The organism is Micromonospora sp. AMSO1212t, assembly GCF_008868145.1.
Taxonomy (GTDB): Bacteria; Actinomycetota; Actinomycetes; order Mycobacteriales; family Micromonosporaceae; genus Micromonospora; species Micromonospora tulbaghiae.
In genome coordinates this window covers 1-23,070 of record NZ_WBKS01000014.1, presented here as the reverse complement: position 1 = coordinate 23,070, position 23,070 = coordinate 1, and the positions used below count along the sequence as shown (strand labels likewise).

23 protein-coding genes are annotated in these 23,070 nt (G+C 74.4%); 12 read left to right on the top strand and 11 right to left on the bottom strand.

Annotation, left to right across the window (positions count from 1 at the left end):
• Positions 1-96: 96 nt before the first annotated feature.
• Positions 97-684, top strand: a complete 588-nt coding sequence (locus F8279_RS06425; RefSeq protein WP_091424544.1) for a general stress protein — start codon at positions 97-99, stop codon at positions 682-684.
• Between the two features lie 53 nt (positions 685-737).
• Here F8279_RS06425 and F8279_RS06420 read toward each other — a convergent pair whose 3' ends face one another.
• Complete coding sequence (locus F8279_RS06420) at positions 738-1,322, bottom strand: DUF1684 domain-containing protein (RefSeq protein WP_151499377.1); 585 nt, start codon at positions 1,320-1,322, stop codon at positions 738-740.
• 113 nt (positions 1,323-1,435) lie between these two features.
• On the opposite strand from F8279_RS06420, the gene F8279_RS06415 reads away from it, so the two are divergent.
• On the top strand, positions 1,436-1,918 hold the full coding sequence (locus F8279_RS06415; RefSeq protein ID WP_151499376.1) for a MarR family winged helix-turn-helix transcriptional regulator: 483 nt from the start codon (positions 1,436-1,438) through the stop codon (positions 1,916-1,918).
• 11 nt (positions 1,919-1,929) lie between these two features.
• The gene (locus F8279_RS06410; protein ID WP_091423920.1) at positions 1,930-2,916 is read left to right on the top strand and encodes a pirin family protein; all 987 of its coding nucleotides are present in this window, start codon (positions 1,930-1,932) and stop codon (positions 2,914-2,916) included.
• A 44-nt stretch (positions 2,917-2,960) separates the two neighbouring features.
• On the opposite strand, the gene F8279_RS30805 is transcribed toward F8279_RS06410, so the two are convergent.
• Complete coding sequence (locus tag F8279_RS30805; protein ID WP_255292629.1) at positions 2,961-3,089, bottom strand: hypothetical protein; 129 nt, start codon at positions 3,087-3,089, stop codon at positions 2,961-2,963.
• Between the two features lie 140 nt (positions 3,090-3,229).
• Between F8279_RS30805 and F8279_RS06405 the strand changes: the two genes are divergently transcribed.
• Entirely contained in the window at positions 3,230-4,819 is a 1,590-nt protein-coding gene (locus F8279_RS06405; protein ID WP_091423917.1) for a phospholipase D-like domain-containing protein, read from the top strand.
• Here F8279_RS06405 and F8279_RS06400 read toward each other — a convergent pair.
• Positions 4,768-5,505: a hypothetical protein gene (locus F8279_RS06400; RefSeq protein WP_091423915.1), complete on the bottom strand. Its 738-nt coding sequence runs from the start codon at positions 5,503-5,505 to the stop codon at positions 4,768-4,770. The two genes, F8279_RS06405 and F8279_RS06400, sit on opposite strands and share 52 nt — an antisense overlap.
• 333 nt (positions 5,506-5,838) lie before the next feature.
• On the opposite strand from F8279_RS06400, the gene F8279_RS06395 reads away from it, so the two are divergent.
• On the top strand, positions 5,839-6,660 hold the full coding sequence (locus tag F8279_RS06395; RefSeq protein WP_091423912.1) for a SigB/SigF/SigG family RNA polymerase sigma factor: 822 nt from the start codon (positions 5,839-5,841) through the stop codon (positions 6,658-6,660).
• Between the two features lie 131 nt (positions 6,661-6,791).
• Positions 6,792-9,401 (top strand): ATP-dependent helicase HrpB, encoded by a 2,610-nt coding sequence (gene hrpB, locus F8279_RS06390; protein ID WP_151499375.1) that lies wholly within the window; start codon positions 6,792-6,794, stop codon positions 9,399-9,401.
• Between the two features lie 3 nt (positions 9,402-9,404).
• Here hrpB and F8279_RS06385 read toward each other — a convergent pair whose 3' ends face one another.
• Positions 9,405-10,130, bottom strand: a complete 726-nt coding sequence (locus tag F8279_RS06385) for a PP2C family serine/threonine-protein phosphatase (RefSeq protein WP_091423904.1) — start codon at positions 10,128-10,130, stop codon at positions 9,405-9,407.
• Positions 10,131-10,343: 213 nt separating this feature from the next.
• On the opposite strand from F8279_RS06385, the gene F8279_RS06380 reads away from it, so the two are divergent.
• Complete coding sequence (locus tag F8279_RS06380; RefSeq protein ID WP_091423898.1) at positions 10,344-12,950, top strand: glycoside hydrolase family 9 protein; 2,607 nt, start codon at positions 10,344-10,346, stop codon at positions 12,948-12,950.
• 53 nt (positions 12,951-13,003) lie between these two features.
• Complete coding sequence (locus tag F8279_RS06375) at positions 13,004-13,324, top strand: multidrug efflux SMR transporter (protein ID WP_151499374.1); 321 nt, start codon at positions 13,004-13,006, stop codon at positions 13,322-13,324.
• Positions 13,325-13,345: 21 nt separating this feature from the next.
• Here F8279_RS06375 and F8279_RS06370 read toward each other — a convergent pair whose 3' ends face one another.
• Entirely contained in the window at positions 13,346-13,876 is a 531-nt protein-coding gene (locus tag F8279_RS06370; protein WP_151499373.1) for a DinB family protein, read from the bottom strand.
• A 347-nt stretch (positions 13,877-14,223) separates the two neighbouring features.
• Between F8279_RS06370 and F8279_RS06365 the strand changes: the two genes are divergently transcribed.
• Positions 14,224-15,471 carry an MFS transporter gene (locus F8279_RS06365; protein ID WP_151499372.1) on the top strand — a complete coding sequence of 416 codons (1,248 nt, stop codon included), beginning with the start codon at positions 14,224-14,226 and terminating at the stop codon, positions 15,469-15,471.
• 23 nt (positions 15,472-15,494) lie between these two features.
• Positions 15,495-16,028, top strand: a complete 534-nt coding sequence (locus F8279_RS06360) for a GNAT family N-acetyltransferase (RefSeq protein ID WP_151499371.1) — start codon at positions 15,495-15,497, stop codon at positions 16,026-16,028.
• Position 16,029: 1 nt separating this feature from the next.
• Here F8279_RS06360 and F8279_RS06355 read toward each other — a convergent pair whose 3' ends face one another.
• From F8279_RS06355 to F8279_RS06335, 5 genes are read right to left on the bottom strand one after another with little or no spacing between them, the layout of a single operon-like run.
• Positions 16,030-16,287: a UBP-type zinc finger domain-containing protein gene (locus F8279_RS06355; RefSeq protein WP_091423884.1), complete on the bottom strand. Its 258-nt coding sequence runs from the start codon at positions 16,285-16,287 to the stop codon at positions 16,030-16,032.
• Positions 16,284-17,864, bottom strand: coding sequence for a Na+/H+ antiporter (locus F8279_RS06350; protein ID WP_151499370.1), 1,581 nt, complete (start codon positions 17,862-17,864; stop codon positions 16,284-16,286). The genes F8279_RS06355 and F8279_RS06350 overlap by 4 nt, the downstream gene beginning before the upstream one ends.
• 37 nt (positions 17,865-17,901) lie before the next feature.
• Positions 17,902-18,876, bottom strand: coding sequence for a TIGR03885 family FMN-dependent LLM class oxidoreductase (locus F8279_RS06345; protein WP_255474079.1), 975 nt, complete (start codon positions 18,874-18,876; stop codon positions 17,902-17,904).
• A gap of 32 nt (positions 18,877-18,908) precedes the next feature.
• On the bottom strand, positions 18,909-20,321 hold the full coding sequence (locus F8279_RS06340; protein WP_151499369.1) for an NADP-dependent succinic semialdehyde dehydrogenase: 1,413 nt from the start codon (positions 20,319-20,321) through the stop codon (positions 18,909-18,911).
• A gap of 12 nt (positions 20,322-20,333) precedes the next feature.
• Positions 20,334-20,597, bottom strand: a complete 264-nt coding sequence (locus F8279_RS06335; RefSeq protein WP_091423875.1) for a DUF6343 family protein — start codon at positions 20,595-20,597, stop codon at positions 20,334-20,336.
• A gap of 163 nt (positions 20,598-20,760) precedes the next feature.
• Here F8279_RS06335 and F8279_RS06330 point away from each other — a divergent pair, with 163 nt between their 5' ends.
• Together F8279_RS06330 and F8279_RS06325 are read left to right on the top strand one after the other, a co-directional pair.
• The gene (locus F8279_RS06330; RefSeq protein ID WP_091423872.1) at positions 20,761-21,354 is read left to right on the top strand and encodes an antibiotic biosynthesis monooxygenase; all 594 of its coding nucleotides are present in this window, start codon (positions 20,761-20,763) and stop codon (positions 21,352-21,354) included.
• A 99-nt stretch (positions 21,355-21,453) separates the two neighbouring features.
• Positions 21,454-22,293 (top strand): GDSL-type esterase/lipase family protein, encoded by an 840-nt coding sequence (locus F8279_RS06325; RefSeq protein ID WP_151499368.1) that lies wholly within the window; start codon positions 21,454-21,456, stop codon positions 22,291-22,293.
• 47 nt (positions 22,294-22,340) lie between these two features.
• Here F8279_RS06325 and F8279_RS06320 read toward each other — a convergent pair.
• Positions 22,341-23,070, bottom strand: a 730-nt coding sequence (locus tag F8279_RS06320; RefSeq protein ID WP_225853159.1) for an EcsC family protein, incomplete at its 5' end; no start/stop codon positions are given.

Here is a 23,070-nt window from a genome sequence, read left to right as displayed (position 1 = left end):
GCCCGGGTGCCACCATGCCTGGCCACATCGGTCCCGGTCGGCGCGTTACCGCTGCCCGGCGGCGGGAACGCGGCGGGTTGACGAAGGAGGATGCTCATGACCAGACCCTCGACTCCGACCGCGGCCTGGCAGCCCGGAATGCCGGGCAGCGACAACCTCCCGTCCGGCCCGGGCGGTCGCCCGACGCCGCCGAGCGGGGACGGGCACGGCCCGCAGGCCGGGGCCACTACCGTCACGATCGGTTCGTATCCGGACTATCCGTCCGCCCAGCGCGTGGTGGACTATCTGGCCGACAACAGGTTCCCGGTGGAACGTACCTCGATCGTCGGTACGGACCTCACACTCGTGGAGACCGTGATGGGACGGCTCACCACGGGCCGGGCGGCCCTGCTCGGGGCCGGCACCGGCGCCTGGTTCGGTCTGTTCATCGGGTTGCTGTTCGGCATCTTCACCGCGGGCAACTGGCTGGCGGTGATCCTGGTCGGGCTGGTGATCGGCGCGATCTGGGGTGCTGTGTTCGGCGCGGTCGCGCACGCCATGAGCGGTGGGCAGCGTGACTTCACGTCTGCGAGTTCGCTGCGGGCCGCCCAGTACGCGGTCACGGTGGACGCGGAGCTGGCCGGTCAGGCCCAGCAGCTGCTCAGCCGGATGCACCTGACACCGACCGGCGCGACCGCCCGCTGACCGGCGGTACGCGACATCGAGGGAGGGCCCAGCCTGGGTCCTCCCTCGCCGCGTCAGTGGTACGCCCGCTCACCGGCGCGCAGCGGCACGTCCACCCGGTTCTCCGGCGGGGCCAGCGGGCAGGCCCACCTGTCGTCGTACGCGCAGCTGGGGTTGTAGAGGTAGTTGGGGTCCAGCCGGACCCGGTCGCCGGCCAGCACGGTCAGGCCGCGACCGAACGTGCCCTTGACGGTGTCGGTGAGATACCGGCCCCCGCCGTACGAGCCGTCGCCACAGGTGGCGTCGCGCAGCGGCAGGAACAGTCCGCCCCCGTACGCCTCGATCCACCACAGCGTGAGCGGTCCCCACGGCGTCTCGGCGACTGCCGCGCGCCGGTAGGCGACCACCCCGTCCGGGCCGCCGGTGTCGATGCGCAGCTCCCCGGAAGCGGGGCGCAGCGGTGCCTCCACCACGGCCGACGGGTCGGGCGGGTACCAGCGCAGCCCGGTGAAGCCGGCCCGGTCGGCGGGCGGCACCGGGCTGCTCGGGTGGGTGCGGAACAGTTCGTCGCGCGCGGCCCGGAACCCGGTCAGGTCGAGGTCGGACAGGTAGAGCCGGGCCACCCGCTCCCGCCAGTCGAGCAGGTCGAGATCGTCCATCCCCCGACCCTAGCCGGGTCATACGTTCAAACTTCTAATAAGACTGCGGTCTAGCGCACCCACCCACGGCAGACACACTTGTTTAAATTTTAAATAGTGCTACTCTCGGAGCCATGACGGAGAGCCTGGACGCGGAGCGAATGGCCTGTTGGCGCGCGTACATCGAGTCGAGCCAGCGGCTGTTCACCCGGCTCGAGGACGACCTGCGCGCCGACAGCGACCTGAGCTTCGCCGACTACCACGTGCTGGTGCTGCTCTCCGAGGCACCCGGTCAGCGGCTGCGCATGGGTGAGCTGGCCGACCGGCTGGTGTTCTCACCGAGCCGACTGACCTACCAGGTCGCCACGATGCGCAAGCGCGGCCTGGTGGCGAAGGAGGCGTGTCCGGCCGACCGGCGCGGCAGCGAGGCCGTGCTCACCGCGGCCGGCCTGCTCGCCCTGCGCGAGGCCGCGCCGCACCACCTGCGCTCCGTGCGCGCCCACCTGATCGACGACCTCGACGACGCCGAGGTCGCCTGCCTCACCCGGGTCTTCGAGCGGCTCGGCCGGCGCCTGCGCGCCGACCGCACCGCGTCGTCCACCCCGGCCGACAAGTAAGGAGTCCCGCGATGCCCGCGATCACCGTCGACGACGTCCTCGTCCTGCCCCGCCTGCCGAAGCTCGGCGAGGCGACCGAATACCGTGCGGTCCGCCGGGTCACCACCGCGCCCAGCGGCTACGAGGGCGAGGGCTTCCCGGTCCGCCGGGCCTTCGCCGGGGTGCCGATGACCGAGCTGGACCCGTTCATCCACCTCGACCAGATGGGCGAGGTCGACTACGCGCCGGGCGAGCCGAAGGGCACCTCCTGGCACCCGCACCGCGGCTTCGAGACCGTGACCTACATGATCGACGGGATCATGGACCACCAGGACTCGACCGGTGGCGGCGGCACCATCACCGACGGCGACACCCAGTGGATGACGGCAGGCAGTGGCCTGTTGCACATCGAGGCCCCGCCGGAGCACCTGGTGATGAGCGGCGGGCTGTTCCACGGCCTCCAGCTCTGGGTCAACCTGCCCCGGGTGGCCAAGATGAGCGCGCCCCGCTACCAGGACATCCGCGGCCGGGAGTCGGCGCTGCTGACCACGCCCGACGGCGGCGGCCTGATCCGGGTCATCGCCGGCGAGGTCGCCGGGCACCAGGGTCCGGGCTCGACGCACACGCCGATCACCATCGCGCACGTCACGTTGCAGCCCGGCGCCGAGTTGAGCCTGCCGTGGCGGTCGGACTTCAACGCGCTGGTGTACGTGCTGGCCGGCCGAGGCACGGTCGGGACCGACCGGCGGCCGATCCAGCTCGGCCAGCTCGCCGTGCACGGGCCCGGTGAGGCGCTGCGGATCACCGCCGACCGGACGCAGGACTCCAACGCCCCGGCGCTGGAGCTCTACCTGATGGGCGGCCAGCCGATCCGCGAGCCGGTGGCCCACTACGGTCCGTTCGTGATGAACACGCGGGCCGAGCTGATCCAGGCGGTCGAGGACTTCCAGGCCGGCCGGCTCGGGGTGATCCCGACCGGGCGGGTGCCGCACAGCGACGGCCAGGGCGACCGCCCCTGACCTGCTACGGGCGCCCCGGTTCGCCGGGGCGCCCGGCCGCGGCCTCAGGAGACGGCGAAGATCCCGGCCACCCCGAGGATCACCATCAACAGGACCGCCACCAGCGCACCCCGCTCCCCCTCCACCGCCTGGTCGCGGTCGTCGGTCACGGTGTTCGTCGTCTCGGCGGGCATGTCGGTGCCTCCTCGGTTTCGCGGTCCAGGGGTCCGGCGCACCCCTGACGCGCGCAGCGACGCCGACCTGCTGCTCGACGTGCGGGGCCCTGCCGGGGGTCCTACCGTGTGAGGACGTCGTCGACCTCGGGGGGTGGAACGTGACTCTGCGGGACTGGTTCCTCACCGCACAGGAACGCGCCAACCCGGGCTCTGAATTACCCGTCTGGACCGATGGAAACCTCGCCGAGCCGCTGATTCACGGTGCCGCGTACTTCGACCGCCTGGTCAGCGAAGTGGAGTCACTCTCGGCGGGCGACCACCTGTTCTTCACCGACTGGCGTGGTGACCCGGACGAGCGGCTGCGCCCGGACGGCCCGACGGTGGCGCAGTTGTTCGCCCAGGCCGCCCAGCGCGGCGTGATCGTCAAAGGGCTGGTCTGGCGCTCCCACCTCGACACGCTCTCCTACAGCGAGTCGGAGAACCGCGACCTCAGCGAGGCGATCCGCGCGGCCGGCGGCGAGGTGCTGCTCGACCAGCGGGTCCGGCGCGGCGGCTCGCACCACCAGAAGCTCGTGGTGCTGCGCCGGCCCGGCGACCCGAGCCGCGACATCGCGTTCGCCGGCGGGATCGACCTGTGCCACAGCCGCCGCGACGACGCCGGTCACTCCGGCGACCCGCAGCCGGTCGGCATGTCCCCCCGGTACGGCCCCACACCGCCCTGGCACGACGTGCAGCTCGCGGTACGCGGGCCGGTGGTCGGCGCGCTCGACACCACGTTCCGGGAGCGGTGGACCGATCCGATGCCGCTGGACTCGGAGAACCCGATGGCATACCTGCGGGACCGGCTGCGCGGCTCGGACCTGCGCCCGGACCCGCTGCCCGAGCAGCCCGCCGACCCGCCGCCATGCGGGCCGCACCACGTGCAGGTGCTGCGCACCTACCCGGCCGTGCGGCCCCGCTACTCGTTCGCCCCGGACGGCGAGCGCACGGTGGCCCGCGGCTACACCAAGGCGGTACGCCGGGCCCGGCGGCTGATCTATCTGGAGGACCAGTACCTCTGGTCGACCGAGGTGGCGGAGCTGTTCGCGCAGGCGCTGCACGAGCACCCGGACCTGCACCTGGTGGCGGTCGTCCCCCGGCACCCGGACGTGGACGGCCGGCTCGCGCTGCCGCCGAACATGGTCGGCCGGGAGCAGGCGCTGTCGCTGTGCCACCGGGCCGCGCCGGAGCGGGTGCACGTGTTCGACGTGGAGAACCACGACGGCACGCCGGTGTACGTGCACGCGAAGGTCTGCGTGGTGGACGACGTCTGGGCCAGCGTGGGCAGCGACAACTTCAACCGCCGGTCCTGGACGCACGACAGCGAGCTGTCCTGCGCGGTGCTCGACGACACCCGTGACGAGCGGGCGCCGGCCGATCCGGCCGGGCTGGGCGACGGCGCCCGCGTGTTCGCCCGCGACCTGCGGCTGCGGCTGTGGCGCGAGCACCTGGACCGCGATCCCGGCGGCGCGCAGGACGACGACCTGCTGGACCCGGCGGACGCGGTGGCGGCGGTCACCGCGGCGGCCGACGAGCTGGACCGCTGGCACGCCGGGGGCCGGGCCGGTCCCCGTCCGCCGGGCCGGTTGCGGCCGCACCGCCCGGAGCGGTTGCCCTGGCGTACGCGGCTCTGGGCGCTGCCCGCGTACCGGCTGGTCTACGACCCGGACGGCAGGCCGCTGCGTGCCCGGCGGGCGGGCACCTGGTGAAGGTCCGACACCTCGTCCGGCACGTTCGGGCGGGCCGGGTACGCGAACGACACGCGCGGTGAGTAGAAGCCCCAGCACACGTGCAGCGGGTTGGCCGGACGCAGCGCGTGGACCGGGTGCTCCCGGGCCGGGAACTCCACCGACTCGACCTCGAACGGTGACACCGGCTCGGCCACGTACGGGTAGTCGGTGACGATCAGCTCACCGTCGCTGCGGGTGAGGTAGCGGTGGTGGCCGTTGTGCGCCTCGGTGCCGGTGTACCCGACCCGGGCGGTGACCCGGATCAGCAGCGTGCCGTCGGCGGCCCGGGTCTCGGCGGTGAGCTGATCACCTCGCAGGTCGAGGCGGGTCTCCCCGGCGGCGGCCGGCGCGCCCCGCGCGGCGGCGTACCGCCGCACCCGCTCGCTGGAGGAGAAGTAGTGCGTCCACCAGCCACCGGGCGTCTCGCCGTCGGGCGGGTCCATGTCCGCCAGTGAGACACCGACGTAGGTGAGCGAGTACGCCCCGAAGCCGGAGGTCTGCGTCTCGTCGTCGACCACGTACTGGTTGACGAACACCTGCCGCTGCGGGTGCGGGCGCAGACCGGCGGGCAGCAGCGTGTCGACCGCGCCGGGATCCGCCGGGAGCCAGCTGAACAGCAGCGTCCGGGCGTTGATGACGAGTTGCGGCGCGGCGGGATCCAGCACGGTGCCTCCGTTGACGTGTCGCTACGGACGGTACGGGCGGTCCCGTCGGCGGGACAACGACAGAAAGGCGACACTTCGGCCACCTGTCGGGTTCCACGTTGACCGGCCGGGGTAGGACCGGGGCCGACCGGTCGACGCCGCTCGCCACCCTGCCGAGCGAGATATCGCCCGCCTCACGCCTTTCGTGGCTCCTTACACCTTAAGTACATCGTACTTTCGGCTAGATTTCCGCAGCACGATCGGGCTATGGTGGCTTCCGAACGTACGACCGACATCTAAACCTAAGCGTCACGTCTTTTTTCTTCCGTGGACGAGGTGCAGGGAGGACCACCCATGACCGCTCCCACGATCAGCGCCCCGGCGACCACGCCGGCCGCCGCCGCGAAGCTCGACCCCCGCTCGCTCACCGACAGCGCAGCCGACCTGCTAGCCGCGATGGCCGCGCTGCCCGCCGACCACCCGTCCCGGCCCGCGCTGCGCGACCGCGCCATCGAGGCGTGGCTGCCGCTGGCGAACCACCTGGCCCATCGCTACAGCGGCCGGGGCGAGCCCAACGACGACCTGGCGCAGACCGCCGCGATCGGTCTGATCAAGGCGATCGACAAGTTCGACCCGTCGCGCGGCGTCGACTTCGCCGGCTACGCCATCCCCACCATCATCGGCGAGCTGAAGCGCCACTTCCGCGACCGCACCTGGGACATCCGGGTGCCCCGCCGGCTCCAGGAGCTGCGCCTGGCGATCTCCGACGCCAACAGCACGCTGCTGCAGACGCTCGGCCGCTCGCCGACGGTCGCCGACATCGCCGCCCACCTCAAGCTCACCGAGGAAGAGGTGCTGGAGGGCCTGGAGGGCGCCCGCGCGTACAACGCGGTGTCGCTGTCCACCCCCACCGGCGACGGCGAGCGGGCCACCGAGCTGGGCGACCTGCTCGGCGGCGAGGACGGCGAGTTCGAGCTGGCCGAGATGCGGGTGGCCCTCGGCCCGGCGCTCGCCACGCTCGACCAGCGCGAGCAGAAGATCCTCACGCTGCGCTTCTACGGCAACCTGACCCAGTCGCAGATCGCCGAGCAGATCGGCGTCTCGCAGATGCACGTGTCCCGGCTGCTGGCCCGGGCCCTGACGAAGCTGCGCGGTCAGCTCGACGGAACGTACTAGCAAGGGGGGCGGCCGGGTCGGCGGACCCGGCGCGGCGGCCCACCGGGCCCGGTCGGCGGTGCGCCGGCCGGGCCGTTCCGCGTCCCGGGGGCGACGCGGACCGTCCGGCGGCGCGGTGCGAGAGTGGGTCGGTGCTCGCCGACGTCCCGCTCGACCTGCCGGTCCGCCCGGTCCTGCCGGCGCTCGTCGGCGCCTTGCGCGAGCGCGGCGCCGCCGTCCTGGTGGCGCCACCGGGCACCGGCAAGACCACCACCGCGCCGCTCGCGGTCGCCGACGCGGTCACCGGCCGCGTGGTGATCGCCCAGCCCCGGCGGGTGGCCGCCCGCGCCGCCGCGCACCGGATGGCCGCCCTGCTCGGCGAGCGGGTCGGCGACCGGATCGGGTACGCGGTGCGCGGCGAGCGCCGTGCCGGGCCGCGTACCCGGGTCGAGGTCGTCACCACCGGCCTGCTGGTCCGCCGCCTGCACCACGACCCGGAGCTGCCGGGGGTTGACGCGGTACTGCTCGACGAGTGCCACGAGCGGCACCTCGACGCCGACCTGGCGCTGGCGTTCAGCGTCGAGGCCCGCGCGACGCTGCGCCCGGACCTGTGGCTGCTGGCGATGTCGGCCACCCCGCAGACGGACCGGTTCGCGGCGCTGCTCGGCGCCGGTGACCCCGCCCCCGTGGTACGCGCCGAGGCCGCGCTGCACCCGGTCGAGCGGGTGTGGGCGCCGCCGCCGCGCCCGGTGACGCCGCCCGGCGCCGGCCGGGTCGACCCGGCGCTGCTCGACCACGTGGCCGCCACCGTCCGCCGGGCGCTGCGCGAACGCGACGGCGACGTGCTGGTCTTCCTGCCCGGCGCGGGTGAGATCGCCGCCGTCGCGGGCCGGCTCGCAGGCCTGCGCGACACCGCTGTGCTGCCGTTGCACGGACGGCTGCCGGGGCCCGCCCAGGACGCGGCACTCACGCCGGCCGCCGGACGGCGCGTGGTGCTGGCAACCGCGGTGGCGGAGAGCAGCCTGACCGTCCCCGGCGTACGGGTGGTCGTGGACGCCGGACTGAGCCGGGTGCCGCGTACCGACCTGGCGCGAGGACTGGGTTCGCTGGTCACAGTGCCGGTGTCGCGGGCCGGGGCCACCCAGCGCGCCGGCCGGGCCGGACGGGAGGCGCCCGGCGCGGTCTACCGCTGCTGGTCCGCCGCGACGCACGCGCGGCTCGCACCGCAGCCCGAACCGGAGATCGCCACCGCCGACCTGACCGGGTTCGCGCTGGAGCTGGCGGCCTGGGGCACACCGGACGGCACCGGGCTGGCGCTGCCCGACCCGCCGCCGCCGGCCGCGCTGACAGTGGCGCGGGAGACGCTCACCACGCTCGGCGCGGTGGACCACGACGGCCGGATCACCGCGCGCGGGCGGGCGGTCGCGGCGGCGGGCACGCATCCCCGGCTGGCGCGGGCGCTGCTGGACGGCGCGCCCCGGGTCGGCGCAGAACGGGCCGCCCAGGTGGTGGCGATCCTCGGCGAGGACACGCTGGGCGGGACGGGGGACGACCTGCCCGCCCGATGGCGGCGGCTGCGCGACGGCGCCGACCCGGCCGCCACCGCGCGCTGGCGCACCGAGGTACGCCGCCTACGCGCCGCCCTGCCCGCCGACGGCGCGGACGAGCCCCCCGGCTCACCCGCCGGCCCGGCGGACCGGCGACAGACCGGCGCGCCCGCCGGCCGGGCGGCGCAGCGGCGCGACGCGGGGCGGTCGTCGGGAGACGAGCGGGAGCGTCTGCCGGACGATCTGGCCGCGGGGCTGCTCGCCGGGCTCGCGTACCCGGAACGGCTGGCCCGGGCGCGGCGGCCGGGCGGGTCCGCGTACCTGATGGCGGGCGGCACCGCCGCGGAGCTGGCGCCCGGGTCGGGGCTGGCCGGAGCGGCGTGGCTGGCCGTCGCGGTGGCCGACCGCTCCCCCGGCGCGCCGGCCGCCCGGGTGCGGCTGGCCGCGCCGATCGACGAGGCGACCGCCCGGGAGGCCGGGGCGGCGCTGCTGCGCGCCGAACGGGAGGTGGCCTGGTCCGGCGGGGACGTGGTGGCCCGCGAGGTGGAGCGGCTCGGCGCTGTCGAGCTGGTCGACCGGCCGCTCACCGCGCCGGAGCCGGAGCTGGTCGCGGCGGCACTGCTGGACGGGCTGCGGCAGGAAGGGCCGGGGCTGCTGCGGTGGACGCCCGAGGCGACCGCGCTGCGCCACCGGCTGGCGTTCTGCCGTCAGGCGCTCGGTGACGACTGGCCGGATGTCTCCGACGTGGCGCTGCTCGCCGACGCGCCCGTCTGGCTCGGCCCGGAGCTGGCCCGCGCCCGGCGCCGGGCCGACCTCGGCCGGGTGGACGTGGCGGCGGCGTTGCGGCGGCTGCTGGACTGGCGGCAGGCGGCGCGGCTGGACGAGCTGGCCCCGGAGCGCCTGGAGGTGCCCAGCGGCTCGCGGATCCGGGTCGACTACGCCGACCCGGCCGCACCGGTGCTGGCGGTCAAGCTCCAGGAGACGTTCGGCTGGCGGGACGTGCCGCGCATCGCCGACGGGCGGGTGCCGGTGCTGCTGCACCTGCTCTCCCCCGCCGGGCGGCCGGTGGCGGTCACCGCCGACCTGGCCTCGTTCTGGCGCACCGGGTACCCGCAGGTGCGGGCGGAGCTGCGCGGACGCTACCCGCGCCATCCCTGGCCGGAGGACCCGACCACCGCCGAGCCGACCCGCCGGGCCAGCCCGCGCCGGCGGTGAGGGCTACTCCTCGACCACGTCGGCGATCACGACGGTGATGTTGTCCGGGCCGCCGGCCCGCAGCGCCAGGTCGATCAGCCGAGCCGCGCAGGCGTCGCGTTCCGGCTGCTCGCTGAGCACCTCGGTAAGCGTGTCCGCGCGGACCACGTTGGAGAGGCCGTCGCTGCACAGCAGCCAGCGGTCACCGGCCCGGGGCACCATCGTGGCGTACGACGGGGAGACCTCGTCGCCCTGCAGCGCCTGGGTCACCACGGCCCGCCGGGGGTGGCTGCTGGCCTGTTCGGCGGTGATGACGCCCTGGTCGACGAGCATCTGCACGAACGTGTCGTCGCGGGTGACCTGCTTGAGCACGCCCTCGCGGTACAGGTAGGCCCGCGAGTCGCCGACGTGCGCCAGCGCGAGGCAGCTGCCGGTACGGGCGAACAGCAGCGCGGTGAGCGTGGTGCCCATGCCCTGGCGTTCCGGGTCCTCCTCGACGGCCCCGCGGATCCGCGCGGTGGCCAGCTCGATCCCGCCCTGGAGCGCGGCGACGAGTGCGTGCTCCGGCGTCTCCACGTCCAGCGGGGCGACCGCGTCGATGGCGATGCGGCTGGCCAGGTCGCCGGCCGCCATGCCGCCCATGCCGTCGGCGACCGCGACCAGCCAGGCGCCCGCGTGCTGCGCGTCCTGGTTACCGCTGCGGATCAGCCCACGGTCGCTCGCTCCGACGGAACGAAGCTTCAGGGTCATGGATCGCAGCCTGCCAGGTCGAGGGCTCGGATGTCTCTAGGAGATCACTGACATCGTACGTGGCGCGCCGAATCCCACCGCGCGCGGGCGCGCGCCCCTCATCGGGCCGGATCGATTGACAGCGGCGGAACGCGGTGGAAACATCGGGCTGATATTGGGAGCGCTCCCAGCTCCCGGTCTCCCCCACCACCCCCGAGCACGGAAGGAACCTCCGTGACCCGATCCCGTCGTCGGCTCGCCGCACTCGCGGCCACCACGCTGGCGCTCACCGGCCTCACCGCCGGCCCGGCGAGCGCCGAGGTGCCGCCGGACGCCCCCGAACAACTCCGCAACGGCGACTTCAGCGCCGGTGTCTCACCCTGGTTCTCGTACGGCACCGGCGACCTCGCGGTCGTCGACGGCCGGCTCTGCACCTCCGTCGCGGCGGGCACCGCGAACCCGTGGGACGCCGGCATCGGCCAGGACGCGGTGCCGCTGACCCAGGGCGCCGAGTACGAGCTGGCCTTCGACGTCTCCGCGACCCCCGGCGCGGCCGTCAAGGCGGTGCTCCAGCTCGGCAGCGCCCCCTACACCACTTACGCCAGCGTCGACGCGACCGCCACCGGCACCGCCCAGCGCGTCACCACCACGTTCACCTCGCCGGCCGACAACCCCACCGCCCAGCTGATCTTCCAGGTCGGCGGCAGCGCCCAGGCGCAGACGTTCTGCCTGGACAACGTGTCGCTGCGCGGCGGGGAGCCGGCGCCGCCGTACGAGCCGGACACCGGTCCCCGGGTCCGGGTCAACCAGGTCGGCTACCTGCCCGGCGGGCCGAAGCACGCGACTGTGGTCACCGAGGCCACCGACGCGCTGCCCTGGCAGCTCAAGTCGGGCGGCGGCGCGGTGGTCGCCAGCGGGCAGACCACGCCGCGCGGCACCGACGCCGCCTCGGCGCAGAACGTGCAGACCGTCGACTTCTCCGCCTACCGCAAGCCGGGCACCGGCTACACGCTGACCGTGGACGGCGAGACCAGCCACCCGTTCGACATCTCCGGCGCGCTCTACGACCGGCTGCGCGCCGACTCGCTCCAGTTCTTCTACGCCCAGCGCAGCGGCATCGCCATCGACGGCGACCTGATCGGCGAGGAGTACGCCCGGCCGGCCGGGCACCTCGGCGTCGAGCCCAACCAGGGCGACACCGACGTGCCGTGCCAGGCCGGCGTCTGCGACTACTCGCTGGACGTGCGCGGCGGCTGGTACGACGCCGGTGACCACGGCAAGTACGTCGTCAACGGCGGAATCGCCACCTACCAGCTGCTGAGCACCTTCGAGCGGACCAAGACCGCCGAGACCGCCGGCGGCGGCGCCGCTCTGGGCGACTCCACGCTGCGGCTGCCCGAGCGCGGCAACGACGTGCCGGACGTGCTCGACGAGGCCCGCTGGGAGCTGGAGTTCCTGCTGCGCATGCAGGTGCCGGCGGGCAAGCCGCTGGCCGGGATGGTCCACCACAAGATCCACGACCGGAACTGGACCGGCCTGCCGCTGCAGCCGCAGGACGACCCGCAGCCGCGTGAGCTGCACCCGCCGTCCACCGCCGCCACGCTGAACCTGGCCGCCGTCGCGGCGCAGTGCCAGCGGCTGTACGCCCCGTACGACGCCGCGTTCGCCGCGCGCTGCGGCACCGCCGCCAAGACCGCGTACGCCGCGGCCAAGGCGAACCCGGCGATCTACGCCCCGGCCAGCGACAGCACCGGCGGCGGCGCGTACGACGACACCAACGTCAGCGACGAGTTCTACTGGGCCGCGGCCGAGCTGTGGCTGACCACCGGCGACAAGGCGTACCTGGCCGACGTCACCGGCTCGCCGCTGCACACCGCCGACGTGTTCGCCCCGAACGGCGCGTTCGGCTGGCAGAGCGTCGCCGCGCTGGGCCGCCTGGACCTGGCCACCGTGCCGAACACGCTGCCCGCGGCGGAGAAGACCCGCATCCGCGAGTCCATCACCGCCGCCGCCGACAGCTACCTGGCCACGATCGCCGGCCAGGCGTACGGCCTGCCGTTCCCCGGCAGCGCCGACGCGTACGTCTGGGGCAGCAACAGCAACCTGGTGAACAACGCGATCGTGCTGGGCACCGCGTTCGACCTGAGCCGGGACGCGAAGTACCGGGACGGCGCGGTGCAGGCCGCCGACTACCTGTTCGGCCGCAACGCGCTGAACATGTCGTACGTGACCGGGTGGGGCGAGCAGCACGCCCGCAACCAGCACAGCCGGATCTTCGGCCACCAGCTGAACCCGGACCTGCCGCGTCCGCCGGCCGGCTCGCTCGCCGGTGGTCCGAACGCCGCACTCCAGGACCCGTTCGCGGCGAACCTGCTCGCCGGGTGCGCGCCGATGTTCTGCTACGTCGACGACATCAACTCGTACGCGACGAACGAGGTGGCGATCAACTGGAACTCGGCGCTGGCGTGGCTCGCGTCGTTCCTGGCCGACCAGGGTGACGCCGGCGCGGTGCCGGCGCCGTCCTGCGCGGTCACCTACACCACGCACGGGAGCTGGCCGTCCGGCTTCACCACCCAGGTGACGGTCCGCAACACCGGCACGACGGCGGTGAACGGCTGGAACCTGCGCTGGGCCTTCCTCAGTGGTCAGAAGGTGAGCCAGTCCTGGTCGGCGCAGGTCGGCCAGAGCGGCGCCACGGTCACCGCGAAGAACCTGTCGTGGAACGCGAAGCTGGCGCCCGGTGCCAGCACCACGTTCGGCTTCAACGGCGTCTCCTCCCCCGGTCCCAACCCCGACCCCGGGCTGGTCACGCTGAACGGAAAGGCCTGCACGGTCTCCTGACCGGCTTTGCCGCTCCAACCGGGCGCCATCGCAGGACCGGGTACGGTCCTGCGATGGCGTACCTGTTCCTGCTCGGCGCGATCACCGCCGAGGTGATCGGCACCAGTCTGCTCAAGGCCACCGACGGCTTCACCCGGCTCTGGCCCACGCTCGGCCTCGCCGTGGCGTACCTGTCCGCGTTCGGGTTGCTCTCGCTGGCCGTCAAGGACATCCCGGTCGGCGTCGCGTACGCGGTCTGGTCCGGCCTCGGCACCGCCGCCATCATGGCGATCGGCGCGGCGTTCCTGGGTGAGCCGCTGAGCGTGGCGAAGGTGGCCGGGGCGGGGCTGGTCATCGCCGGGGTGGTGGTGCTCAACCTCGGCGGCGCGCACTGAGCGCGACCCGCCCGGCCCCGCTCAGCCCGGCAGCCCCGCCGCGCGCAGCAGCCGGAGCTGCCCGATCTCGGCGACGTTCTTCATCAGCTCGGCGTTCACCCACGCCGCCAGGTCCGCGACGGTGAACCCCGCGTCGGCGGGCCAGGGGTACGCGGCCGGCCGGTCCAGGTCGTCCTCGGTCAGCCCGTCCAGCGCGTCCGTCCACTCCGCCCGCAGCCCTCGCAGCCAGGCGACCGTGTCCGCGCCCGGCCCGGGCCAGCGGATGTCGTCACGTTCCCGTGCCGGCCGCTGCCGCACGTGGTCGGCGGCGACCGACCACCACCAGCCGATGTGCCAGGTGAGCCAGCCGACCGTGGGCGCCGGGACCGGGTCCGGCTCGGTGTCGGCCCAGTCGGGACGCCACCCGCCCGCCGGGTCGGGGCGCATCGTCCAGCACAGCGCGGCCGGCTCCCAGAGGAAGTCCGCCGGCTCCAGCCGGTCGAGGTGATATTCGGCGAGCGCCCAGGTCAGGTCGAACTGCCGGCGCAGCAGGGCGGTCACGGAGGCGGGCACCGCGCGATCGTGGCACGGCCCGAGCCCCTGGTCGACCGGTTAACGGCGCTTTCCGGCAGGCGGCGTGCCGCTCCGGAACAGAAGAGATGCCCATCGTCCGATATGACTCTCGGTCATACTTATGCCTGAGAGTCATACCGCTTGGAAGCTCACCCTTCTTTCGGGCCGGAACTGCCGGACGCGACCGCCTGGCGACCCACCCGAACGGTCGTCGCCCGGCGGCACCGCCCGGAGCGGAGCGCCACAGCCGGTCCGCTGTGTGAGCGGCGTCGCTCCGTCCGGGGCATCGGACCCACTGCGGGTGCGCCTAGCGTCGACCCCATGGCCCTCGCCGGACCCCACTACTGATGGGACGCGTCTCGCCGCTCCCGCCGCCCGGGCCGCTGCGCACGCTCGCGTACGCCACGCTGGTCAACACAGTCGGCGCTGGGCTGTGGCTGGCGGGCGGGGCGCTCTACGTGACCCGGGACGTGGGCCTCTCCGCCACCTCGGTGGGCGCCGGACTGACCGCCGCCGGGCTGGTCGGGCTGAGCGCGAGCGTGCCGCTGGGCGGGCTGGCCGACAGGTGGGATCCGCGTACGCTCCGGGCCGTCCTCCAGGTGGGCCAGGCGGTCGCCGCGCTGGCGTACCTGCTGGTCGACTCGTTCCCGGCGTTCCTGGCGGTGGCGGTGCCGGAGGCGCTGCTCGCGGCCGGCAACCTGGCGGTACGGGCGGCGCTCGTCGCCTCGGTGGGCGGCCCGGACGGCCGGGTGCACGCCTTCGCCACGCTGCGCGCGGTGGCGAACCTGGGCATCACCGTCGGCACCGCGCTGGCCGGGATCGCCCTGGCAGTGGACACACACCGGGCGTACCAGGTGCTCGTGGTCGGCAACGCGTCCACCTACCTGCTCTCGGCGGCGCTGCTGCTGCGCCTGCCGCCGCAACCGGCCGCCGACGGCGCACGACGCACGCCGGGAACACTGCGGCGCGGCGGACCGCTGCGGGACGGACGGTTCCTCGCCGTCAGCGGCGCGTCGGCGGTGCTGAGCACGCACGTGACGGTGCTCGTGCTCGTCGTGCCGCTGTGGACGGTGAACCGGGCCGGCGCGCCGCCACCGGTGGTGTCGACGGTGCTGCTCGTCAACACGGTGCTCACGGTGCTGCTCGCGGTACGGCTGAGCCGGGGCGCGGAGCGAGCCGCGCCGGCCGCCCGGAAGCTGCGCCGGGCCGGGCTGGTGCTCGCCGCGGCGACGCCCCTGTACGCCGTGACGGGCGTCCTGCCGGTGCTCCCGGCGGTCGTCCTGCTGCTCGTCGCGACGGCGGTGTGGACGGTGGGCGACCTGTGGCACAGCGCGGCCGGCGCGGGCCTCGCCTACGACCTGGCCCCGGCTGGTGCGATCGGCGCCTACCAGGGCGCGGACGGCCTGCTCGCCGGGCTGGCCCAGGCGCTCGGCCGGGGCCTGCTCACACTGCTGGTGCTCGGCGGCGGTCCGGTCGGCTGGCTGGCGCTCGGCGGGATCTTCGCCGCCGCCGGTCTGGCCGCCCCGGCGCTGGCCCGCCGGGCGATCGCCGATCGGCCGGCTCCGGAGGCACGGCCCGCCGGGGTGCCCGGCTGAGCCCGGTGTAGCAGCATGGCGGGATGACCGACCAGCAGAGCATCACCATCCGACCGGGTGGGCCCGGCGACGCGCCCACGCTGCTGCGGCTGCTCGACAGCGCCACCGCATGGCTGGCCGAACGCGGGCGTACCGAGCAGTGGGGCACCGAGCCGGCGTCGATCGACCCGCGCCGCATCGCCCAGGCCGACGCGTGGGCGGCCGGGAACGGCCTGCACCTCGCCGAGATCGACGCGACTGTGGTGGGCGCGCTGGTGGTGGGCGCGGCGACCGAGTACGTGCCGCCGGCCACCGAACCGGAGCTGTACGTGAACCTGCTGGTCACCGACCGGGCGTACGCGGGACGCGGGGTCGGGGCGCGGCTGCTGGCGTACGCGGCGGAGCTGGCCCGCGAACGCGGCGTCGGCCTGCTGCGGGTGGACTGCTTCCGCAGCCCGGACCGGGCACTCGTGCGGTTCTACGAGCGCTGCGGTTTCACCGCCACCGAGCCGTTCACCGTGGAGCGGCCGGGCCGTCCGACGTGGACCGGGCAGGTGCTGGAACGCCGGGTCGGCTGAGTCAGCCGATCTCCTCGTCCACGAAGCACCAGCGCCACGACTCCCCCGGCTGGATCGACCGCATCACTGGGTGCCCGGTGGACTCGAAGTGCTTCGTGGCGTGCTGGTACGGCGAGGAGTCGCAGCAGCCCACGTGCCCGCAGGCCAGGCAGGCGCGCAGGTGCACCCAGTCCGGGTTGCCGATGGCCACGCAGTCGGGGCACTCGGTGGTCGTGTCGGGCTCGGCCGTGCCCGCCTCAGCCAGGTGCTGGCAACTCATTCGACGGCCTCCTGTCGCAGCATGGACTCCTCCAGATCCAGATCACGATAGGCGCGGGTGAGCGCCTCCTCCGGGATCTGCCCGGAGTCGCGGGCGGCCCGGAACACCTCCCGCTCGGCGTCGATCATCTCCTGCCGCAGGCGCGCGTACGCCTGGGAGGGGGTTTCCCGTTCGGTGCCGCCGAGCCGTTCCCAGGCCAGGTTGGCGCGGGAGGTGGTCAGCCCGCGCAGGCGCTCCACCACCGCCGCCGGCGCGCCGGCGGCCAGTTCGTCGAGCCGGTCCCGGGCCGCCCGGCTGGCTCGCTGCTGCACCCCGGCGGCGGACAACGCGTCCTGCACCGGGTCGTCCGGCGGCAGCCGCAGCCGCCGGGCCACCCAGGGCAGCGTGGCGCCCTGCCCGACCAGCGTCGCGACGATCACCGCGAAGGCCAGCCAGATGAGCAGCCCGCGCGGGTACTGCGTGTCGCCGGCGAGGGTGAGCGGCAGGCCCAGCGCGGCGGCGAGCGTCACCACGCCCCGCATGCCGGCCCAGCCGATGACGACCGGGAACTGCACCGGCGGCGCCGGATCGCGCTGCCGGACCCGGGGCACGAGCCGCGCCACGTAGGTGGCCGGGAAGACCCAGACGAACCGGGTCAGGAAGACGGCGGCCAGCACCGCCGCGGTGATCGCCACCAGCGAGCCGAACGGCTCGTCGAGGTCGCGTACCACCTCCGGCAGTTGCAGGCCGACCAGCAGGAACACCAGTCCTTCCAGCAGGAACCGGATCAGCCGCCAGAACGCGGTCACCTGGAGCCGCGAGGCGGCCGACAGCAGCGTGGGCAGCTTGTGCCCGATGCCCAGGCCGGTCACCACCACCGCGACCACGCCGGAGGCGTGGATCTCCTCGGCGGCGAAGACCACGGCGAACGGCACGATCAGCGACAGCGCGTTGTCCAGCACCGGGTCGGTGATGCGTTTGTGCAGGTAGCCGAAGACCACCACGCCCAGCAGACCGACCAGGATGCCGCCGCCGGCCGCGACGACCACCTCCCGGGCCACGTCGCCGACGCCGACGCCGCCGGTGGTGGCGGTCGCGGCGACGATCGCCACCCGCAGCAGCACCAACGCGGTGGCGTCGTTGACCAGGCTCTCGCCCTCCAGGATGGTGACGACCCGCCGGGGCAGGCCGACCCGCCGCGCCACCGCGGTGGCGGCGACCGCGTCCGGCGGCGCCACCACCGCGCCCAGCGCCAGGCAGATCGCGTACGGCAGCTCGGGCAGGAACCAGTGCACGACGGTGCCCACCACGAACGCGGTGAAGATGACCAGCCCGACCGCGAGCAGCAGGATCGGCCGCAGGTTGAGCCGGAACGCCGGCACCGACGTCTCCAGCGCCGCCACGTAGAGCAGCGGCGGCAGGATGCCCACCAGCACCAGGTCCGGGTCCAGCCGCACGTGCGGGAAGAACGGCAGGAAGGACAGGGCGAGGCCGAGCACCACCAGCAGGATCGGCGCCAGCAGGCCGAGCCGGCGGGCCAGCGCCGCGCCGAAGGTCGCGATGGCCAGGAAGACCACGACCTCGAACAGAGCATCCACGAACGTGGAGCCTAAGCGCCGGAGGGCCGATGTGTGATCAGGCGGCGGAGCGCAGCTTCGGCAGCACCTCGGCGCCGAACGTGTCGATGAACGCGCGCTGCTCCTGCCCGACGTGGTGCAGCGCGATCTGGTCGAAGCCCAGCGCCACGTACTCCTCCAGCCAGCCGATGTGCCGGCCCAGGTCGGCGGAGACGTTCACGGTCTCGGCGACCTTGGACATCGGCACGTCGGCGCTCGCCACGTCGAAGTGCTCGGGGGTCTCCAGGTCCCAGCAGACCGGCGGCGCGAACACGTTGCTGCGCCACTGCTCGTACGCGATCGCCTCGGCCTGCTCCTGCTCGGGCGCCCAGCTCACGTGCACCTGGAGGTGCAGCGGACCGCGTCCGCCCGCGTCCCGATAGGCGTCGATCATCTGCCGCAGGTGCTCGACCGGCGCGTTGACGGTGATCAGCCCGTCGGCCCACTCGGCGCACCAGCGCGCGGTGGCGACGCTGACGGCGGCGCCGACCAGCGCGGGCGGCTCCTCCGGCCGGGTCCACAGTTTCGCCCGGTCCACGGTGACCAGGCCGTCGTGGCTGACCTCCTCGCCGGCCAGCAGCGCCCGGATCACGTCGACGCACTCGCGCAGCCGCGCGGTGCGGACGTCCTTGCGCGGCCAGACCTCGCCGGTGATGTGCTCGTTGGCCGCCTCGCCGGTGCCCAGCGCGGCCCAGAACCGGCCCGGGTACATGGCGCCGAGCGTGCCGATGGCCTGCGCGATGATCGCCGGGTGGTAGCGCTGGCCGGGCGCGTTCACCACGCCGAAGGACAGGTTCGTGGCCTGGAGCGCGGCGCCGAGCCAGGACCAGGCGAACCCGGACTGGCCCTGCCGCTCGCTCCACGGCGAGAAGTGGTCGGAGCACATGGCCGCGTCGAAGCCGGCGCGTTCGGCGTGGATCACCGCCTCCAGCAGCCGGGCCGGGTGGATCTGCTCGTGGGATGCGTGGAAGCCGAACGCCGTCATGGTGGCCACTCCTACCCGTGACGGCGTCCGGCCAATCGCCCCTACTCGGAGTGCGCGCCAGCGCCCGCGCCGGCCTCGCCCGCACCGATCCACACGGTCTTGGTGTTGCAGAACTCGCGCATGCCGGCGGCGGACAGCTCACGGCCGTACCCGGAGTTCTTCACGCCGCCGAACGGCAGCTCCGGGTAGGACGTGGTCATCCCGTTGATGAACACGTTGCCGGCGTCCAGGTCGACGGCGAAGCGCTCCTGCTCGGCCGGGTCGTTGGTCCAGGCGTTGGAGCCGAGGCCGAAGCTGGTGTCGTTGGCGACCTCGATCGCCTCGTCGTACGAACCGACCCGGTAGAGCCCGGCGACCGGCCCGAACACCTCCTCGCTCCACATCCGCATCTCCGGGCGCAGGTCGGTGACCACGGTCGGCGGGTAGTACCAGCCGTCCCCGGAGGGCTTCTCGCCGCCGCACAGCACCGTCGCGCCCTGGTCCACCGCGTCGGTGACCTGGGCGTGCACCTCGTCGCGGCCGCGCTCGCTGGCCAGCGGGCCGACGTCGGTGCCGTCGTCCATCGGGTCGCCGACGCGCAGCGCCGCCATCCGGGCGGCGAACTTCTCGGCGAACGCGTCGAAGACGTCGGTGTGCACGATGAACCGCTTCGCGGCGATGCAGGACTGCCCGTTGTTCTGGCAGCGGGCGGTGGTGGCGACCTCCGCGGCGGTGTCCAGGTCGGCCGAGGGCATCACCACGAACGGGTCGCTGCCGCCCAGCTCCAGCACCGTCTTCTTGATCTCCCGGCCGGCGATCTGGGCGATGGACCGCCCGGCCGGCTCGCTGCCGGTGAGCGTGGCGGCGCGGACGCGGGGGTCGCTGAGGATCCGGTCGACCGCGTCGGAGCCGACCAGCAGGGTGGTGAACGCGCCCTCGGGGAAACCGGCCCGGCGGAACAGGTCCTCCAGGAAGAGCGCGGTCTGCGGCACGTTGGAGGCGTGCTTGAGCAGGCCGGTGTTGCCGGCCATCAGGGCCGGGGCGGCGAAGCGCATCACCTGCCACAGCGGGAAGTTCCACGGCATCACCGCCAGGACCGGGCCGATCGGCTGGTAGCGCACGTACGCCCGCTTCGCCTTGACCGCGGCGGCGTCGGCAGGCTCGTCGGCGAGCATCCCCGGCGCGTTGTCCGCGTAGAAGCGGCAGGCGGTGGCGCACTTGGTGACCTCCGCCTTCGCGGCGGCGTACGTCTTGCCCATCTCGGTGGTCATCAGCCGCGCCGTCTCGTCGCGTTCGGCGTCGAGCAGGTCGGCGGCGGCGGTGAGCCACCGGGCCCGCTGCGCGACGGTGGTCTCCCGCAACTGCCGGAAGGCGAGGTCGGCCCGCTCGATCGCGGCGTCGATCTGCTCGTCCGACATCGCCTCGTACGTCTTGAGCACCTGTCCGGTGGCGGGGTTGGTGGTGGCGATGGGCATCTCGTACTCCTGTCACTCGAACAGCGAGTGCCGCACGCCCGGTTCCTCGCGGCGGCGCGCGGCGCGGCGGCGCTGGATCACGACCAGGTCGACCACCGCCACCACGGCGAGCAGCGCGCAGACGACACCCAGCCAGGCGATGTCCGCGGCGAACGCGAGCACCGCGAAGACGGTCATCACGACCAGACCGAACGTGGCGAGCACGAGCCGCAGGTTCAGGGCGCTGTTCGCGTGGCCGACCGTGCCACGGGCGCGACGGGGCTGTGATCGGGTCATTCCTGGGGCCTACCCCGGCACGGGCGGGGATAACCGGCCGGCGCGGGAACGCCGGTGATCCGGGACACCCGGCGGGCGGTCGCCGGATGCGGCCGGCGGGCGGGTGCGTTACTTCGGGGTGCCGGTTCCGGCGGAGATCCCGCGGGCCGGTGGAGAGGATGGCATGACCACGACGCAGGCCGTACCCGTGACCGTCGCCGTGTCCCGGCGCGCCGACCCGGCGCGTACCGACGAGGTGGTGGCGTGGATGCGGGCCGGGACGGCGCTCGCGGAGAGCTTCCCGGGCTTCCTCGGCGCCGGTTTCGTCCGCAGCGCCCCCGGCTCGGGCGAGTGGCACGTGATGTACCGCTTCGCCGACGCGGACACGCTGCGCGACTGGGAGGACTCGCCGCAGCGGCGCTGGTGGCTCGGCTCGGCGCAGGGCATGGTCGAGCACACCCGGGTGGAGCGGCGAACCGGCATCGAGGGCTGGTTCGACCCGCCGGTGGACCACGTGGTCGAGACGTTCGGCGAGCCGGAGCCGGCCGCGCCGCCGCGCTGGAAGCAGGCGGTCACGATCTGGCTGGCGTTCTTCCCGCTCAGCCTGGCCGCCACGCTGCTGACCACCCGGTTCCTCGCCGACGTGCCGCTGGCCGGCCGGACGCTGCTGATGACGCTCGTGCTCACCCCGCTGATGACCTACCTGGTGCTGCCCCGGATCACCCGGGCGCTGCACCGCTGGCTGCACGGCCGCCCTGCGCCGACACGACAGATGTGAACGACGGTGGTCGATGCCCGATAGCCGACAGAACCGCCGCCGGGACCCCGCCGGGGCATAGGGTCGACGCGCCCGTTGCCGCCGCCGGACGGGGGACCGATGAGACGCTGGATCGCCGCGCTGGCCTGCCTGGCGGCGCTCGTCGCGCTCGCCTGTGACGGCTCCGGCGAGGCGTCACCCCGGCCGTCCGGCACGCCCCGCCCCGGCGAGCCCCGGGTCATCGCCGCGCTCGGCGACTCGGTCACCACCGGCTACGGCTCCTGCCTGGTGCTGGTGAGCTGCGAACGCAACTCCTGGTCGACCGGGGACGGCCTGCGGGTGGAGAGCCTCTACCGGCGGCTGCGCGCCGACGCGCCAGGGCTGCGGGCGTACAACCGGGCCGCGCCCGGCGCCCGCGCTTCCGCGCTGACCGGCCAGGCCCGGTCGGCGGTGCGCGACAAGGCCGACCTGGCCACCGTGCTGATCGGGGCGAACGACGCCTGCCGGGGCGACGTCGACGACATGACGCCTGTCGCGACCTTCCGCGACCAGGTCGACGCGGCGCTGGGCGTGCTGCGTGAGGGCCGGCCGAAGGCCCGGGTGCTGGTGGTCAGCATCCCGGACCTGTACCGGCTCTGGCAGATCGGGCACACCGAGCCCCGCGCCGTGCGGGCCTGGTCGCGGGGCGTCTGCCCGGCGCTGCTGGCCGACGCCACGTCGACCGCGCCCGCCGCGGTCGCCAGGCGGGCACGCGTCAAGGACCGGATCGATGCGTACGACGGGCAGCTCCGTGCCGCCTGCCGGGCGTACGGGTCACGCTGCCGCTTCGACGGCGGCGCGGTGCACCGCCACCGCTTCGACCTGGACCAGGTCAACGCGCTCGACTGGTTCCACCCGAACGCGGCCGGGCAGGGCCGGCTGGCCGAGGTGGCCTGGAACGCCTCCGGCTGGGCGAGCTGACCGGCCGGCGCCGGCCGTCCCGGGTGGAGCGGCCGGCGCAAGGCTGGTCAGGGCTGGCGCGGGCCGGGTAGCTGCCGAGGGCCGGCGGCACGGTAGAGGGCACGCGTGCGGTCGGCCAGTTCCTTGGTGGCCGACGAGTTGGCCCAGGTGCCGAGCACGATCGCGGCGCCCGGCACGACCTTGGCGAACATCCGCTTGGCGGCCCGCACGCCGGCCATCCGGGCCAGCCGGACGCCGAGCTGGAGCATCACCCGGCCCAGCGCCCGGTCGGCGGCGGAGCCGAACAACGCGCCGGCCCGCTCCCGGCCGGCGGCCACCCCGAGCGCCAGGCGGGCGGTCTGGGCGGCCTTGTGCACGCGCTGGAGCACCAGCAGGTCGGTGGCCCGGTCGACGTGCGTCGGGTCGGCGCCGTAGGCGGCCGCGACGTGCAGCACCAGCCGGGCCTGGGTCCAGGCCAGCACGCCCACGTCGATCACCGCACCGGGCAGCCCGGCCGCGCCGGAGACCGCGCCGGAGAGCCGGGCGTGGTTGACGAACTTGCGCACCGCCTGGTCGGCCAGCTGCTCCGGCGGCACGCCCGGCCGCAGTGCCCGCTCCCGGGCGGCCCACTGGGCGGCCTCCGGGCCGAGCCGGCGTACCGCCTCCAGGGCCAGGTGCTCCGGCGCGTACTGCGGATCCTCCCGCATCCGGTCCCACAGCTTGGCCGGCGGCGCCTCGGGCGCCTCCACCGGCGGGACGGGGGCGGTGGGGACGGCGTTGGGCTCCCCGTCGACGGGG